Source organism: Pseudomonas sp. AAC, assembly GCF_000725445.1.
Taxonomy (GTDB): domain Bacteria; phylum Pseudomonadota; class Gammaproteobacteria; order Pseudomonadales; family Pseudomonadaceae; genus Pseudomonas; species Pseudomonas citronellolis.
The window spans coordinates 1,044,084-1,058,618 of record NZ_KL647094.1 but is presented as its reverse complement, the minus strand read 5'-3'; the positions used below and the strand labels follow the sequence as shown (position 1 = coordinate 1,058,618).

At 63.7% G+C, this 14,535-nt stretch carries 14 protein-coding genes; 6 read left to right on the top strand and 8 right to left on the bottom strand.

Annotated elements, in window-relative coordinates; genetic code table 11:
* Positions 1-43 precede the first annotated feature (43 nt).
* A complete protein-coding gene (locus tag FG99_RS31030; protein ID WP_081884574.1) occupies positions 44-1,846 on the top strand; it encodes a hypothetical protein in 1,803 nt (600 codons plus the stop codon).
* A gap of 355 nt (positions 1,847-2,201) precedes the next feature.
* The gene (gene rpsA / locus FG99_RS04470) at positions 2,202-3,884 is read left to right on the top strand and encodes a 30S ribosomal protein S1 (RefSeq protein ID WP_043267558.1); all 1,683 of its coding nucleotides are present in this window, start codon (positions 2,202-2,204) and stop codon (positions 3,882-3,884) included.
* 433 nt (positions 3,885-4,317) lie between these two features.
* On the opposite strand, the gene FG99_RS04465 is transcribed toward rpsA, so the two are convergent.
* The 3 genes from FG99_RS04465 to arsC are packed head-to-tail and all read right to left on the bottom strand — an operon-like array spanning position 4,318 to position 5,684.
* Positions 4,318-4,737 carry a DUF2069 domain-containing protein gene (locus FG99_RS04465; RefSeq protein WP_043267557.1) on the bottom strand — a complete coding sequence of 140 codons (420 nt, stop codon included), beginning with the start codon at positions 4,735-4,737 and terminating at the stop codon, positions 4,318-4,320.
* Positions 4,738-5,334: an NAD(P)H:quinone oxidoreductase gene (gene wrbA / locus FG99_RS04460; RefSeq protein ID WP_009616906.1), complete on the bottom strand. Its 597-nt coding sequence runs from the start codon at positions 5,332-5,334 to the stop codon at positions 4,738-4,740.
* Positions 5,331-5,684, bottom strand: a complete 354-nt coding sequence (gene arsC, locus FG99_RS04455; protein ID WP_043267555.1) for an arsenate reductase (glutaredoxin) — start codon at positions 5,682-5,684, stop codon at positions 5,331-5,333. The genes wrbA and arsC overlap by 4 nt, the downstream gene beginning before the upstream one ends.
* Before the next feature lie 113 nt (positions 5,685-5,797).
* Here arsC and FG99_RS04450 point away from each other — a divergent pair, with 113 nt between their 5' ends.
* Complete coding sequence (locus FG99_RS04450) at positions 5,798-7,027, top strand: YihY family inner membrane protein (protein ID WP_009616908.1); 1,230 nt, start codon at positions 5,798-5,800, stop codon at positions 7,025-7,027.
* Between the two features lie 158 nt (positions 7,028-7,185).
* Positions 7,186-7,383 carry a hypothetical protein gene (locus FG99_RS04445; protein WP_043267553.1) on the top strand — a complete coding sequence of 66 codons (198 nt, stop codon included), beginning with the start codon at positions 7,186-7,188 and terminating at the stop codon, positions 7,381-7,383.
* 3 nt (positions 7,384-7,386) lie between these two features.
* On the opposite strand, the gene FG99_RS04440 is transcribed toward FG99_RS04445, so the two are convergent.
* Both FG99_RS04440 and FG99_RS04435 read right to left on the bottom strand, forming a co-directional pair.
* Entirely contained in the window at positions 7,387-7,785 is a 399-nt protein-coding gene (locus FG99_RS04440) for a hypothetical protein (protein ID WP_043267551.1), read from the bottom strand.
* A gap of 177 nt (positions 7,786-7,962) precedes the next feature.
* Positions 7,963-9,375, bottom strand: coding sequence for a PilZ domain-containing protein (locus FG99_RS04435; protein ID WP_043267549.1), 1,413 nt, complete (start codon positions 9,373-9,375; stop codon positions 7,963-7,965).
* A gap of 30 nt (positions 9,376-9,405) precedes the next feature.
* Between FG99_RS04435 and FG99_RS04430 the strand changes: the two genes are divergently transcribed.
* On the top strand, positions 9,406-9,876 hold the full coding sequence (locus tag FG99_RS04430) for a TlpA disulfide reductase family protein (RefSeq protein ID WP_043267547.1): 471 nt from the start codon (positions 9,406-9,408) through the stop codon (positions 9,874-9,876).
* Positions 9,876-10,151 (top strand): acylphosphatase, encoded by a 276-nt coding sequence (locus tag FG99_RS04425; RefSeq protein WP_009616913.1) that lies wholly within the window; start codon positions 9,876-9,878, stop codon positions 10,149-10,151. Before FG99_RS04430 ends, FG99_RS04425 begins: the two co-directional genes overlap by 1 nt.
* A 20-nt stretch (positions 10,152-10,171) precedes the next feature.
* Here the strand turns inward: FG99_RS04425 and FG99_RS04420 are convergent, their stop codons facing one another.
* From FG99_RS04420 to FG99_RS04410, 3 genes are all read right to left on the bottom strand, one after another.
* Positions 10,172-11,125, bottom strand: coding sequence for a hypothetical protein (locus FG99_RS04420; RefSeq protein ID WP_043267545.1), 954 nt, complete (start codon positions 11,123-11,125; stop codon positions 10,172-10,174).
* A gap of 8 nt (positions 11,126-11,133) precedes the next feature.
* Complete coding sequence (locus FG99_RS04415; protein WP_009616915.1) at positions 11,134-12,849, bottom strand: proline--tRNA ligase; 1,716 nt, start codon at positions 12,847-12,849, stop codon at positions 11,134-11,136.
* Between the two features lie 160 nt (positions 12,850-13,009).
* On the bottom strand, positions 13,010-14,332 hold the full coding sequence (locus FG99_RS04410; RefSeq protein WP_009616916.1) for an OprD family porin: 1,323 nt from the start codon (positions 14,330-14,332) through the stop codon (positions 13,010-13,012).
* Positions 14,333-14,535: the final 203 nt, after the last annotated feature.

Below are 14,535 nucleotides of genomic sequence, written 5' to 3'. Positions count from 1 at the left end.
TGCTCGACTGAATGGAGTGAGTCAAATACAAATGGAGATTGAGATGAGAAAGACAATTCTGAGTGCGGCTATTGCTTCCATGGTTTTCGCAGGTGGAGCCAACGCAGGGGTTATCAGTATTGCAAGTGGGCAGGGTGGGGAAGGTGTCATCAAGAACTCTCCGGGCGTAGTCGATCAGTATGCTCCGGGGCAGGGCAACTACAAATCCGGAGCAAGCCTAGGGAGCGGTGCCGGCTATACCAGCCGAGCTGCCAACATGACCATAGCCCAGGAGGTATTCGGCAGGAATGCCGAACGAGTCGAACTGGTTCTTCCTGACGTTGAATACCAGTTGGATGCGGCCAAGGCAAAGCACATCAGGGCTGGGCACGCGATCCGTGTGACCCTGGACCGGTCGGGCGGACGTTTTGCCAACGGCGTGACTGCAAACCAGATTCAAATAGGTACCCTTGCTCCCGGCAAGGGCTTCGTTGTCGAGGGTAGCGTGGGGACCAGCACGCTGAGCCTGACGCTGGATGAGCTTGGTGCCCTGGAGCTCGCAAAGGGGAGCGCCGAGAGTTCGATCGTTCGTTTCAATTTTCGAACGCCTAATACTTCCAGCCGGCAGTCTACTTCGGTCAATGATCTGAGCAACGCATTGCGGGGGGATTCGACTTTCCTGGGGCAGTCCGATATCGGCATAGCAGGAGGTGAGTTGTCGGATGATCGGCCGTTCCATGTGACGCTGTCCGCCCTGCTGGATACGACTGTCGGCCCCAATGCCGGGAGTGCGCAGAATAACGATTCGACTCAGCCCTTGATGATATTCACTTCCTTGCCTGCGGTATATTGGGATGTATTGAACGTCAATAAGTACGGTCAGAACAGGGTTCTGTATCCCTTGAATGGCTCTGATAGAAAGTTTGATACCTCTGCCTCCGCGAATCCGGAAGTGCGTGACAATTCCAACTATGGCGATAGCTATGCTCGCTTGGGTAGCGTGCGCTTGGGAGTGAATCAGGACGTACTGAACGCTTGGAGGGAAGGGGAAAGGCGGTTCTTCATCGAAACCAGCGATCAGCTTTCCACTTACATCGCTGGTAACTTCTCTGGTATCAAGTCGGTTGCTCTGACGACATCCAGTTGCCGAGAATATAAAGAGGGCGTTGCTGGAGCTGCGCATGTATGGCAGGGGAAGGAGCTCGTTGGAAAGCCTGAGGCCGACGGTGTAACCCAGCTGTGGTTCGGGTTGTCGAATAATGATGCGAACAAGGTTTACAACATTTGCGCGGTTGCCGATGGCGTAACGCCGATGGCCGCTCAGCAGAATTTTGCCGTCGGAAACTTGATCGTGAATTTCACCAATTACAATTATGTCGATCGGGTGCTCCCTGGCGGCAAACTCGATCATTTCTGGAGAAACAGCTGCGTTGCAAGCCTGTTCAACCTTCCAAACTCGAGCAACTCCGATATCTTTTATATTCGTTTGACGAATACCAGTAACGATGGTCGTTCTGGAGGGGTGCGTGGCGTTCTATATGATGAGAATGGAAAGCGCTACCCCGCGAAAGGCAGTGCGTCCCTTGTCGACCAGAGCGGAAAAACGATGCTGCGTGCGCATGAGACGGGTATCTACACCGTTCGGCAGGTAGCCTCGGCTTTTGGTGTGGATGGCGCAAACTGGAACGGTGCGAATGGTCGAGCACGGTTGGTCCTGGAGGGCGATTTCCCGTCTTGTGAGGCTTTGGGCCTGCTGCGGATGGCGAATGGCACTTTGGTGAACATGACTGCGACTACCCAGGGCAATTTCAATGGTGATGGTCCTTCCACCACCGTTGGGCACAATGCAGGCAACAATCGCAATTGATCCGCTCTGGGGCGGGGAGAGGCGGGCTGTCTCTCTCCGCTCTTTTCGAAGGTGTCTCCCTGGGCGCTGCAGCCGCAAGCATGAGGTCTGCATGAGCAGGCTGCTCGCGAGTCTGCCGGCATTTGACGCCTGTGACAGCGATTGCTAACATTCCAGACCTTGTATTGGGAGGCTTTCGTCCATAGTTGGCGGAGCAACCCGTAAAAATTGAATGTGGAGTGCCCGGCTTCGGTCGGGCGCGGCCAGGGGCCGGCAGGATACCAGTCTCGATCCTGCTGGCTTCTTTTTCATCACTTGACCGCGTTCGCTGGTGGCGCGGAGCCGGGCCTACAGGCCTTTGACTACAGGTATAAACATGAGCGAAAGCTTCGCAGAACTCTTTGAAGAAAGTCTGAAATCCCTCGACATGCAGCCGGGTGCCATCATCACCGGCATCGTGGTCGACATCGACGGTGACTGGGTCACCGTGCATGCCGGCCTGAAGTCCGAGGGCGTCATCCCGGTCGAGCAGTTCTACAACGAACAGGGCGAGCTGACCATCAAGGTGGGTGACGAAGTCCACGTTGCGCTGGACGCGGTTGAAGATGGCTTCGGTGAAACCAAGCTGTCCCGCGAGAAAGCCAAGCGTGCTGAATCCTGGCTGGTTCTGGAAGCTGCCTTCAACGCTGATGAAGTGGTCAAGGGCGTAATCAACGGCAAGGTCAAGGGCGGCTTCACCGTCGACGTCAGCGGCATCCGCGCGTTCCTGCCGGGTTCCCTGGTCGATGTCCGTCCGGTGCGTGATACCACTCACCTGGAAGGCAAAGAGCTCGAGTTCAAGGTCATCAAGCTGGACCAGAAGCGCAACAACGTTGTCGTTTCCCGTCGTAGCGTCCTGGAAGCCGAGAACAGCGCCGAGCGCGAAGCCCTGCTGGAATCCCTGCAGGAAGGCCAGCAAGTCAAGGGTATCGTCAAGAACCTCACCGACTACGGCGCATTCGTGGACCTGGGCGGCGTAGACGGCCTGCTGCACATCACCGACATGGCTTGGAAGCGCATCAAGCACCCGTCGGAAATCGTCAACGTCGGCGACGAGATCGATGTCAAGGTTCTGAAGTTCGACCGCGAGCGCAACCGCGTATCCCTGGGCCTGAAGCAGCTGGGCGAAGACCCGTGGGTTGCCATCAAGGCTCGTTACCCGGAAGGCACCCGCGTCATGGCCCGCGTCACCAACCTCACCGACTACGGCTGCTTCGCCGAGCTGGAAGAGGGCGTGGAAGGCCTGGTACACGTCTCCGAAATGGACTGGACCAACAAGAACATCCACCCGTCGAAAGTCGTTCAGGTTGGCGACGAAGTGGAAGTTCAGGTTCTGGACATCGACGAAGAGCGTCGTCGTATCTCCCTGGGCATCAAGCAGTGCAAATCCAACCCGTGGGAAGACTTCTCCGGCCGCTTCAACAAGGGCGACAAGATCTCCGGCACCATCAAGTCGATCACCGACTTCGGTATCTTCATCGGTCTGGAAGGCGGCATCGACGGTCTGGTTCACCTGTCCGACATCTCCTGGAACGAAGCCGGTGAAGAAGCCGTGCGTCGCTTCAAGAAGGGCGACGAGCTGGAAACCGTCATCCTCTCCGTCGATCCGGAGCGCGAGCGCATCTCCCTGGGCATCAAGCAACTGGAAGACGATCCGTTCTCCAGCTACGCCGGCCAGCACGAGAAGGGCAGCATCGTTCGCGGCATCGTCAAGGAAGTTGACGCCAAAGGCGCCGTCATCAGCCTGGGCGACGAGATCGAAGGCGTTCTGAAGGCTTCCGAAATCAGCCGCGACCGCGTCGAAGACGCCCGCAACGTGCTGAAGGAAGGCGAAGAAGTCGAAGCCAAGATCATCAGCATCGACCGCAAGAGCCGCGTCATCAGCCTCTCCATCAAGTCCAAGGACGTCGATGACGAGAAGGATGCGATGAAAGAGCTGCGTAGCAAGCAAGAAGTAGAAAACACCGGTCCGACCACCATTGGTGATCTGATTCGTGCGCAAATGGAGAATCAGGGCTAAGTCCTGATTCCTCTAAGAAAAAGGGCGACCTCGGTCGCCCTTTTTCGTTTTCCAGGAAGCCCTTACCAAGGAAGCACGATCGTGTCTTGCAGGCCGCGCCGAGGTGCTCTTCGTAGGATGGGTTGAGCTTGCGATACCCATCGGGCCATGGTGATGGGTATCGCTTCGCTCAACCCATCCTACGGGGCTCGCGAATAAGCCCCCGCAGCGGAGTGTGTTCGCGAGCAAGCTCGCTCCTACGATGCGTCTGCCTCCGAGGCCACCTGCAGGAGCAACTGTCTTGCCGACTGCGCCGAGATGCTCTTTGTAGGATGGGTTGAGCTTGCGAAACCCATGCGGCCGCGGTGAGGGGTATCGCTTCGCTCAACACCATCCTACGGGTTTTTTTGCCGGAAGGTGTAAGCGGGCCCTGCCCGCGAATCGCGCGCAGGGTCTAATCCTCCCCCGCCAGCTTGCGCTCGTACTGGAAGCGCCAGCGGGTGTACAGCAGCGCCGCGCAGAACAGACTCACGCTGAGCAGCACCTCGGCCCAGCCGTAGATGCGCTGGCCCGGCTCGAAGGTGTTGAGCACCCCGGTGATGAAGTACAGGTTGACCACGTAGCAGGCCCAGGCGTGGCCGCGGGCGCTGCCGATCAGCATGCCCGGGGCGATGATCAGCAGCGGCAGCAGCTTGAGCGCGGTCCACACCTTCGGCACCCAGTCCGGGGCGCCGCGGGCGTCGGTGAACAGCAGGCCCCAGGTGAGGATCAGCAGGACCAGGCCCAGCAGGCTGCCCAGGCTCACCGCGCGGCTCGCGGCCAGGCGCGGGCGCAGGTGCTCGAGGGAGGGCAGGGGTTTCTTCTTGCGGGCCATTCAGCGCTCCAGTTTGCCGGCGACCTCGGCCAGGCGCTTGCCCAGCGCGCGGCACAGGGTGATCTCGTGTTCGTCCAGGGCGCGCTTGCCGTCGGCGCCGGCGAAGTGGCTGGCGCCATAGGGCGTGCCGCCGCCGCGGGTCTCCAGCAGGGCCGGTTCGCTGTAGGGAATGCCGGTGACCAGCATGCCGTGGTGCAGCAGCGGCAGCAGCATGGACAGCTGAGTGGTCTCCTGGCCGCCGTGTAGGCTGGCGGTGGAGGTGAACACCGCCGCCGGCTTGCCGACCAGGGCGCCGGTCAGCCACAGGCTGCTGGTGCCGTCGAGGAAGTACTTCAGCGGCGCGGCCATGTTGCCGAAGCGCGTCGGGCTGCCCATGGCCAGGCCGGCGCAGTCCTTGAGGTCGTCGAGGGTGGCGTAGAGTGCGCCTTCCTCGGGCAGGTCCGGGGCTACCGCCTCGCACTCGGTGGACACCGCCGGCACCGTGCGCAGGCGCGCCTCCAGGCCGCCCTGCTCGATGCCGCGGGCGATCTGCCGGGCCATCTCGGCGGTGGCACCATGACGGCTGTAGTAGAGCACCAGGATGTAGGGCGCGCTCAAGGCAGGATCTCCAGCACCTTCTCCGGCGGCCGGCCGATCACCGCCTTGTCGCCGGCCACCAGGATGGGCCGTTCGATCAGCTTCGGATGGGTGGCCATGGCCTCGATCAGCTGGGCGTCGCTGAGCTGCGGGTCAGCCAGGCCGAGGGCCTTGTATTCCTCCTCGCCGGTGCGCAGCAGCTGGCGCGCGCTGATGCCCAGCTTGCCGAGCAGCGCCTGCAGTTCGGCGGCGCTGGGCGGCGTTTCCAGGTAGCGCACGATGGTCGGGGCCAGGCCGCGCGCCTCGAGCAGTTCGAGGGCACCGCGGGACTTGGAGCAGCGCGGGTTGTGGAAAAGTGTCAGTTGGCTCATATCCATGGGCTCGCTGGGCCGTTAAAGTGGCGGCTATTCTAACCGCCTCCCGAGGGTTGGCTGAACCATCGGCGTTCGGCCGGGCCGGCGGCCCTGCGACTTAAGGACACAGCATGCACCCGCGCTTGCGGAACCTGATCGAGTTCTGGCGTTATCTGCTCCAGCGTTTCCATGCCGACCGCGTCAGCAGCCACGCCGCCGCGCTGACCTACACCACGCTGTTCGCCGTAGTGCCGATGATGACCGTGACCTTCGCCATCGTCTCGGCCATTCCCACCTTCGAAGGCATGGGCGAGCGCATCCAGCTGTTCATCTTCCACAACTTCGTGCCGTCCACCGGCGAGGCGGTGGAAACCTACCTGCGCGCCTTCATCGTCCAGGCGCGCCACCTGACCTGGCTGGGGGTGGCCTTCCTGGCGGTCACCGCGTTCAGCATGCTGGTGACCATCGAGCGGGTGTTCAACGAGATCTGGCGGGTGCGCAAGCCGCGCCGCGGGGTGACGCGCTTCCTGCTGTACTGGGCGATCCTCAGCCTGGGGCCGCTGCTGCTGGGCGCCGGCTTCGCGGTGTCGACCTACGTCACTTCGCTGTCGCTGCTGTCCGGGCCCCATGCGCTGCCCGGCGCCGGCATGTTGCTGAAGTTCATGCCGCTGCTGTTCAGCGTGGCGGCCTTCACCCTCATCTACGCCGCGGTGCCCAACGCCCGCGTGCCGCCGCTGCACGCCCTGGCCGGCGGCGCGCTGACGGCCTTCCTGTTCGAGGCGGCCAAGTCGCTGTTCGGCCTCTACGTCGGCCTGTTCCCCGGCTACAAGCTGATCTACGGCGCCTTCGCCACGGTGCCGCTGTTCCTGCTGTGGATCTACCTGTCCTGGCTGATCGTGCTGTTCGGCGCCGAACTGGTCTGCAACCTGTCCTCGACGCGCCTGTGGCGGCGCAGGGCGTTGCCGCGGCTGCTGGTGCTGCTGGGCGTGCTGCGGGTGTTCTACGAGCGCCAGCGCCAGGGCGAGGCGACGCGCCTGGCGCATCTGCACCGCGCCGGCTGGATGCTGCCGGAGGACGAATGGGAGGAGCTGCTGGCCTTCCTCGAACGCGAGCAGATGGTCTGCCGTTCGGGCGGCAGCGACGATACCTGGGTGCTCTGCCGCGACCTGGGCAGCTACAGCCTGCATCGCCTGCTGAACCGCTGCCCCTGGCCGCTGCCGTGCCTGGAGACGCTGCCGGACAGCCTGGCGGAGGACTGGTACCCGCCCCTGCGCGAGGCCCTGCAGCGCTACCAGGCGGAGCGGGAGGTGCTGTTCGGCGGCAGTCTCGCAGAATGGTTGAGTCCGTCACATTCCAGGTGACATAAAAGGTCAGTTTGCGGCGAAACGGAATGCTGGAAGCGGCCGGGCGGAGATGAAAATGCGTGGAATCGCGGGCCTCGAAAGTTTGGCACGCTTCTGGCTATAGCCGGTTCAGGACAGTGGTGTTCCCCAGAAGTTCCGAGAAGGCCCGCATCTTCATGAACAAAGACCTGAACAAAGTTGTACACCTGCACCAGCGCGACCCGCAGAGTGCCCTGGAGCGGCTGAATAGAATCACCGGTCTGCAGTTCAGCAACTGGCCCGAGTCGCTGCTGCCCAGCGTGCATGCCGCGCTCGACGAGCGGGCTGCCAGCACCGCCGAGCCCGTCGGCGAACCCGCCCGCCAGTTGGGTTGAGCGCTACGACAGCTGGCCGGCGTTGATCCGCTGGTCGCTGGCGATCTGTTCCACCGCCTGGACGAAGAGTTCTTCCACCGTCAGGCGTGAAAGTCCCACCGCCGAACGCAATCTGATCTGCAGATTGTCGATCCTGTAGCGATACGGCAGCCGCGCGATGCCGGACAGCAGTATGCGTCCGCTGGCGTTGAGGGTGCCGTGGTCGATCACCACCTCGTGCTGCCGCTCGCCGTCGCCGTAGCTGGCCAGCAGCGTCACCGGCAACTGGGCCATGCCCGACACCTGCAGCCAGGCGGCGACGTTGTAGTCGCAAGCCCGCCCACCGTTGCTGGTACCGAGGGGCCTGGCATTGGCCACTATGTGTTCGGGCACCCGGCTGACGATCTGATCCGTGGGCTGCATATGTCTGTCGCTTCCGTGAATGGGTTCGGCCGGCGTACTTGGCGCCTGCGTGTTCTGACAGGATGTAGGGCCTGGCGGAAGGAAAACTTCCGCAAGCCCCGCATTATAGGGAGCAACAGGCCCACAAAACGTGCGTGTTAGCGATCCTGGCTGTGACCTGTTTCCCAAATGACATCATCAGCCCAGCCGCAGCGGATGCCGGCTGACCAGGGGCGTGGCCAGGTTGGCCGTGGGCAGCGGGAGGATGGTCTGGTTGTCGAAGCTGGCCAGTTGCAGCCAGAGGTTCTCGCCCTCGACGAATTGCCCCTGGGGCAGCCAGATGCCGTGGTACCAGCCGTTGCCCGGCTCCGGGGTGCTCTGCAGGACCGCCGGGTGCCGCTGTGCGTCAGGCGTGCGGCGCAGCCAGGCCGGCCGCGGCAGGCCCTTGAGGAAGCGCAGGCCCAGGTGCAGGCCGTCGCCGTTGAGGTGACGCCAGCGCACCATCGCCAGGATCGGCGAGCCCGGCTTGTCGAGGATCAGCAGCAGTTGCCCGACCGGCAGGCGCTGTGCCTGGCTGCCCTGGCAGACGATGCGCGCCCCGCCGGGGCTGGCGTCGGCCATCTGCGCCTCGCAGCTGCCGGCGGCGCTGGCCAGCAGGTGGGCCTGGATGGCCGTCAGGCCGATCACCAGCTGGCAGCTCGCATGCTTCTCGGCGCGCGTATGACGGCGCGGCTGGTGGCCCAGCCAGTGCGGGCGGACACGCTCCAGCAGCAGGCTCTCGGCCGCCGGGCGCAGCGGTGCCGGGTCGTGCAGGGCGATCAGCAGCGCGCCCAGTTCCAGGCGGCGCAGGCGTTCGGGCGGTGCCTCGGGCTTCTGGTCGAAGCCCAGGCAGGGGCGGTCGTCGCCGAGGTCGACCAGGTAGCCTTCCTGCTCCTCTTCCTCGTCGTCCCAGTCCTGCAGCCGGGCCAGGCCGGCCAGCGGTGCGAGGGCGCTGAACAGGTGCGGCGCCTCGCCTTCGGTGAGGTGGAAGGGGTTGCTCAGCGCCAGCAGCAGGGATTGCTGGTACAGGCCCCGCAGGGTTCCGGCCGGGGTGGGTTCGAAGGCAGCGGCGATGGGTTCGTCCAGGCACTGCTGGTATTCGCCTATCCAGTACAGCAGGTGGCTGTCGCGCCACAGCGAGCCCGGCGGCTGCTGGTACTGCTGGTAATGGCGCAGCAGGGCCTGGGCGAGGAAGTGCTCGGCCATGTACAGGCACCACGCCAGGTGCGGGCGCGAGGGCTTGTGGCCGTTGAGTATCTGCAGCAGCAGGCGCTTGAAGCCGGCGGCCAGTTCGCCGCACAGGTGCACGAAGAGAGCCGGCGGCGTCTTCTCGGCGCGGATCAGCCGGGTGTAATGGCGATATTCTTCGGCGAGGCTTTGCAGCGCGCGCTGCCTTTCCAGTAAGGTCAGTGCGCAACGGTTGAGCCTGAAGAGGACGCCCAGGCAGTGCTGCAGGCCTTCGTGCAGGGGCAGCCGCCGGGCCTGCAGCAGTCCTGCCGACAGGTTGCTCGCCGCGTCGCCGTTGTCTTCGAGAATGTCCGGCACTTCCAGGCGCAGGGCAGAGAGCATCATGACCACCCCGCATACACGAGGACTGAAGGCATGGGAGTACGGCTCCGTTTTGTCAGTGGACTGTTGGCCGGCCTGATCCTGGCCGGCTGCTCGGCGGATTACGGCGTCGATCAGTATGGAAAGAAGGTACCTACAGCAAGCCTAGATGGCCAGTGGCTAGTCATCAATTACTGGGCCGACTGGTGCGTGCCTTGCCGCAAGGAAGTGCCCGAGCTCAACCGCCTGGCGGAGGACAGCCGGGACAAGGGCGTGCGGGTGCTGGGGGTCAACTACGATGGCCTGCGTGACGCTGAGCTGAGCAAGGCCGCGCAAGACCTGGGGATCCGCTACACGGTGCTGGCCGACGACCCGGCGCCGCGCTTCAAGCTGCCGCGCAGCGAGGCGTTGCCGGTGACCTACATCGTCGACGCCAAGGGCCAGGTGCGCGAGCGCATGCTGGGCGAACAGACGGCCAGCGGCGTACAGGCGCGCCTGCTGGCCCTGCAGGAGGAGAAGCGCTGATGGCGAGAATCTGCATGCACGGCTTCGTCAGTGGGCGCGTGCAGGGCGTCTACTATCGCCAGGGCACCCAGGAGCAGGCCGACCGGCTGGGTATCGACGGCTGGGTGCGCAACCTGCCCGATGGGCGGGTCGAGGTGCTGATGGAAGGGGAGGAGAGCGCCGTCCACGCGCTGCGCGAGTGGCTGCACCAGGGCCCGGAGAAGGCCCAGGTGACGGACGTGGCGTTGCAGGACATGCCGGCCCAGGGCATCACCGGCTTCATCGTGCGGCGCTGAGCCCCGGCGGCGGCCCGGGCTCAGTTGCTGGCGCCGGGGTCCGCGGCCAGGCGGCCGGCGTCGCTCAGCAGGCGCTGGAGAAATTCCTTCTGCAGCTCCGGATCGTTGCGCGTCAGCTCGATCAGGCTCTGTTCCAGCTCGCTGGCTTCCTCTTCCAGGCCGAGGTCGGACAGGCGCTTGACGCGGTGCACCCAGTGCTGCACGTCTTCGCCTTCAAGGTCGTCGTAGATCAGCGCATGAGCTTCGTGCAGCTTGCCCCGCAGCGTCGGGCTGACCAGCAGGCTGGCCTCGGCGTGGGCGCTGTCCTGGGCATCGCGCACGCTCAGCTGCAGGCGGCCGGCGCGGTATACGGCGTCGTCGCTGAAGGGGCTGTCCAGCAGGTTCAGGCGCAGGATGCCGTGACGGTCGGTCAGCAGTTCCTGGGTCTCCTTGCCCACGCTCACCTGCACCGGGCGCTCGGCCCAGGGCAGGCTGGAGTACTCGGTGTGCCTGTTGCGCCGCTGTTCGTCGATGTTGGCCAGGTTCTGCTCGGCGCGGCCGTTGGATTGCACGTTCATGAACGGGTTCATGCCGTCGATGCCGTAGCTGATCCAGCCGCGGGTGACGCTTTCCGGCAGGTTGCCCAGGGCGAACACGTTGACCACGTTGGCGCCGATGCCGGCGACGAAGGTCAGCGCACCCAGCGGCACTTCGTAGAACTCGCGCCAGCCCTGGTAGGGCGTGTAGCGGTCGTAGCGGCGGGTGACCTCGAAGGTGGTGACTTCGAAGGTCTTCTGCTCCTGCACGCGGACGCGGCGCTGCGGCAGCTGCAGGACGCCGGGCTCGCCGACGTCGATCTGCAGGCTGTGGTCGAGCAGCTTGCGCTCGACGCGCTCCTCGTGTTCGCTGCGCTGCGACATCTGGTTGGCGCAGCCGCTCAAGACAAGGCTGCCGCACAGGACGGCAACCTTGAGGCGGGTAGTGCTTCGGGACATCGCGCTGCTCAGTTGCCGATCTTCGCCTTGAGGAAGCTCATCACGTCGGCCACGGCGATGTTCTGCGACTCGCTGTCGCGACGGCCCTTGTACTCCAGGGTGCCTTCGCCCAGGCCGCGGTCGCTGACCACGATGCGGTGCGGGATGCCGATCAGCTCCATGTCGGCGAACTTCACGCCGGGGCTGGTCTTCTTGTCGCGGTCGTCCAGCAGCACTTCGTAGCCGGCGGCGGTCAGCTCGGCGTAGAGCTTGTCGGTGGCCTCGCGCACGCTTTCGGTCTCGTACTTCAGCGGCACGATGGCGACCTGGAAAGGCGCCAGGGCGGCCGGCCAGAGGATGCCGCGCTCGTCGTTGTTCTGCTCGATGGCGGCGGCGACCACGCGGGATACGCCGATGCCGTAGCAGCCCATGATCAGGGTGACCGGCTTGCCCTGCTCGCTGAGCACGGAAAGGCCCATCGCCTCGCTGTACTTGGTGCCGAGCTGGAAGATGTGGCCGACCTCGATGCCGCGGCGGATCACCAGGGTGCCCTTGCCGTCGGGGCTGGGGTCGCCGGCGACGACGTTGCGCAGGTCGGCGACTTCCGGCAGCGGCAGGTCGCGTTCCCAGTTCACGCCGAAGTAGTGCTTGTCGTCGAGGTTGGCGCCGATGGCGAAGTCGCTCATCAGGGCCACCGAGCGGTCGACGATGCAGGGCAGCGGCAGGTTCAGCGGGCCGAGGGAGCCGGGGGCAGCGCCGATGGCGGCCTTGATCTCGGCTTCGCTGGCCATCTGCAGGGGGCTGGCGACCTGGGGCAGGTTGGCGGCCTTGATCTCGTTCAGCTCATGGTCGCCGCGGACCACCAGGGCGACCAGCTTGCCTTCCTCGGCGCCGCGGACCACCAGGGTCTTGATGGTCTTCTCGATGGGCAGGCCGAACTTCTCCACCAGGTCGGCGATGGTCTTGGTGTCCGGGGTATCGACCAGGCGCAGTTCCTCGGTGGCGGCGCCGCGCGCGGTTTCACGCGGTACGGCCTCGGCCTTCTCGATGTTGGCGGCGTAGTCGGAGCTGTCGCTGAAGACGATGTCGTCCTCGCCGGAGTTGGCCAGCACGTGGAATTCGTGGGAGCCGCTGCCGCCGATGGAGCCGTTGTCGGCCTGCACGGGACGGAAATCCAGGCCCAGGCGGGTGAAGATCTTGCAGTAGGCCGTGTACATGCCGTCGTAGGTCTGCTGCAGCGACTCCTGGTTCATGTGGAAGGAGTAGGCGTCCTTCATGATGAACTCGCGGCCGCGCATCAGGCCGAAGCGCGGACGGATCTCGTCACGGAACTTGGTCTGGATCTGGTAGAAGTTGATCGGCAGCTGCTTGTAGCTGGACAGCTCGTTGCGCGCCAGGTCGGTGATGACCTCTTCATGGGTCGGGCCGACGCAGAACTCGCGGTCGTGGCGGTCCTTCAGGCGCAGCAGCTCGGGGCCGTACTGCTGCCAGCGGCCGGACTCCTGCCACAGCTCGGCGGGCTGCACGGCCGGCATCAGCACTTCCAGGGCGCCGGCGGCGTTCATTTCTTCGCGGACGATGGTCTCGGCCTTGCGCAGCACCCGCAGGCCCATCGGCAGCCAGGTGTAGAGACCCGAGGCCAGCTTGCGGATCATGCCGGCGCGCAGCAGCAACTGGTGGCTGATCACCACGGCATCGGCAGGGGTTTCTTTCAGGGTGGACAGCAGGTACTGACTGGTACGCATGGTTGGCCGTTATTCGATTGCGAGACAGAGGTAGGCGGGCATTGTACGGTGCGTGCCTGGCGCCGTACAGGGCGCGGCCGGGGGAGCCGGATGCCGCGGAACGCGGAAAAGGAAAAGCCCGGCGCGGGGCCGGGCTTTCCTTGACCTGCGGTCGTTCCGGTTACAGAACGGACAGCGGGTAGTCGACGATCAGGCGGAACTCGTCGATATCGCCTTCGGCCTGGTCGGAGTTGGCGCGGTGCCAGGCTTGGCGGATGCGGAAGGACAGGTCCTTCGCCGGGCCGCTCTGGACGACGTATTTGGCTTCCACGTTGGTTTCGTGGTGCTTGCCATCTTCGCCGTAGCCGTAGGCAGCGTAGGCGCTGGTCGGATCGATCTTGGTGCCATCGATGTCCTTACCGTTGATGTAGCGAGCCATGAAGGTCAGGCCAGGTACACCGTACTCGGCCATGTTCAGGTCGTAACGAGCCTGCCAGGATTTTTCGCCCGGGCCGTTGAAGTCGGAGTATTGGACGGAGTTGGCGAGGAAGATCGAGTCCGCCGCTTCGTTGTTGTCACCGATACCGATGTAGTCGAACGGAGTGTTGCCGTTCACCTTCTGGAAGGCCAGGGTGAAGGTGTGGGCACTCAGGGTGTAGGCGGCGGCCAGGGAGAAGGTGTTGTTGCTGATGTCGCCAGCTTTCGCGCTGCCTTCATCCTTGGTGTTGTAGTAGTTGAAGTCGAAGCCCAGGGACTGGGAGTCGGCGATCGGCAGGGTGTAGTTCAGGTTGACGTAGTACTGCTTCCAGATGTCTTCCAGCTTGGCGCCGTACAGCGATGCGCTGAAGTTGTCGTTGAAGGCGTACTTGCCGCCGACGAAATCGGCGGAGCTGGCGTCGATGCCGGCATAGGTGGCCCAGATGTCACCATCGCGGTTGGTGGTGGTCTGGCCAGTGCCGGAATAGTAGTGACCTGCCTCGACGTCCAGACCTGCGATCTCGCTGCTCATCAGGCTGAAGCCAGTAGCGGTCTGCGGCAGCAGGCGGGTACCGCCAACGGCGAATACCGGTGCGGTGGGCTGCATGTCGCCGAATTTCAGCTCGGTCTTGGATACGCGGACTTTGACGGCTGCACCGGCTTTGCCGTAGTCGTCGGCCTTGTCGCCGTCGTCGTGGACCGGCAGGTTGCCGGTGGCGCCATAACCGCTGCCGCCATCCAGTTTCAGGCCCAGGTAGCCGAAGGCGTCAACGCCGAAACCGACAGTACCCTGAGTGAAGCCGGAGTTGTAGTTGGCCCAGAAACCTTGGGTCCAGTCACGGGCGTCAGCGGCGCCATCTTTCTTGTTGCGGTTGAAGTAGTAGTTGCGAACCAGGAAGTTCAGGCTGCTGTCTTCGACAAAGCCTTTGGATTCCGCTTGGTCGCTGACGAAGGCTTCGGCCATGGCCAGTTGCGAGGTGGCTGCAGAAATCGCCAGGGCAATGGCGCTCCACTTCATCACTTTCATCGTGATTGCTCCTTTGGTTTTGAAATTATTTGCCATCACTATGTGCCGCGGTGACGGCTCGTTCTTCTTGTCGGCGCTAACTTATAGCACGCGTGTTGTCTTGGCGATAGTTGCCGGAAACTTCAAACGGTTTCTTTATGGCACTGTCGCAAACATGTATGACAAGTGTCGCTTCCAAGTAGGTCTCATCTTGAGAATCTGGT

Excerpts from the sequence above, each read along its gene's own strand:
- FG99_RS31030 (WP_081884574.1), top strand. The coding sequence starts at position 44 with ATGAGAAAGACAATTCTGAGTGCGGCTATTGCTTCCATGGTTTTCGCA.
- rpsA (WP_043267558.1), top strand. The coding sequence starts at position 2,202 with ATGAGCGAAAGCTTCGCAGAACTCTTTGAAGAAAGTCTGAAATCCCTC.
- FG99_RS04465 (WP_043267557.1), bottom strand. The coding sequence starts at position 4,737 with ATGGCCCGCAAGAAGAAACCCCTGCCCTCCCTCGAGCACCTGCGCCCG.
- arsC (WP_043267555.1), bottom strand. The coding sequence starts at position 5,684 with ATGAGCCAACTGACACTTTTCCACAACCCGCGCTGCTCCAAGTCCCGC.
- FG99_RS04450 (WP_009616908.1), top strand. The coding sequence starts at position 5,798 with ATGCACCCGCGCTTGCGGAACCTGATCGAGTTCTGGCGTTATCTGCTC.
- FG99_RS04445 (WP_043267553.1), top strand. The coding sequence starts at position 7,186 with ATGAACAAAGACCTGAACAAAGTTGTACACCTGCACCAGCGCGACCCG.
- FG99_RS04440 (WP_043267551.1), bottom strand. The coding sequence starts at position 7,785 with ATGCAGCCCACGGATCAGATCGTCAGCCGGGTGCCCGAACACATAGTG.
- FG99_RS04435 (WP_043267549.1), bottom strand. The coding sequence starts at position 9,375 with ATGATGCTCTCTGCCCTGCGCCTGGAAGTGCCGGACATTCTCGAAGAC.
- FG99_RS04430 (WP_043267547.1), top strand. The coding sequence starts at position 9,406 with ATGGGAGTACGGCTCCGTTTTGTCAGTGGACTGTTGGCCGGCCTGATC.
- FG99_RS04425 (WP_009616913.1), top strand. The coding sequence starts at position 9,876 with ATGGCGAGAATCTGCATGCACGGCTTCGTCAGTGGGCGCGTGCAGGGC.
- FG99_RS04420 (WP_043267545.1), bottom strand. The coding sequence starts at position 11,125 with ATGTCCCGAAGCACTACCCGCCTCAAGGTTGCCGTCCTGTGCGGCAGC.
- FG99_RS04415 (WP_009616915.1), bottom strand. The coding sequence starts at position 12,849 with ATGCGTACCAGTCAGTACCTGCTGTCCACCCTGAAAGAAACCCCTGCC.
- FG99_RS04410 (WP_009616916.1), bottom strand. The coding sequence starts at position 14,332 with ATGAAAGTGATGAAGTGGAGCGCCATTGCCCTGGCGATTTCTGCAGCC.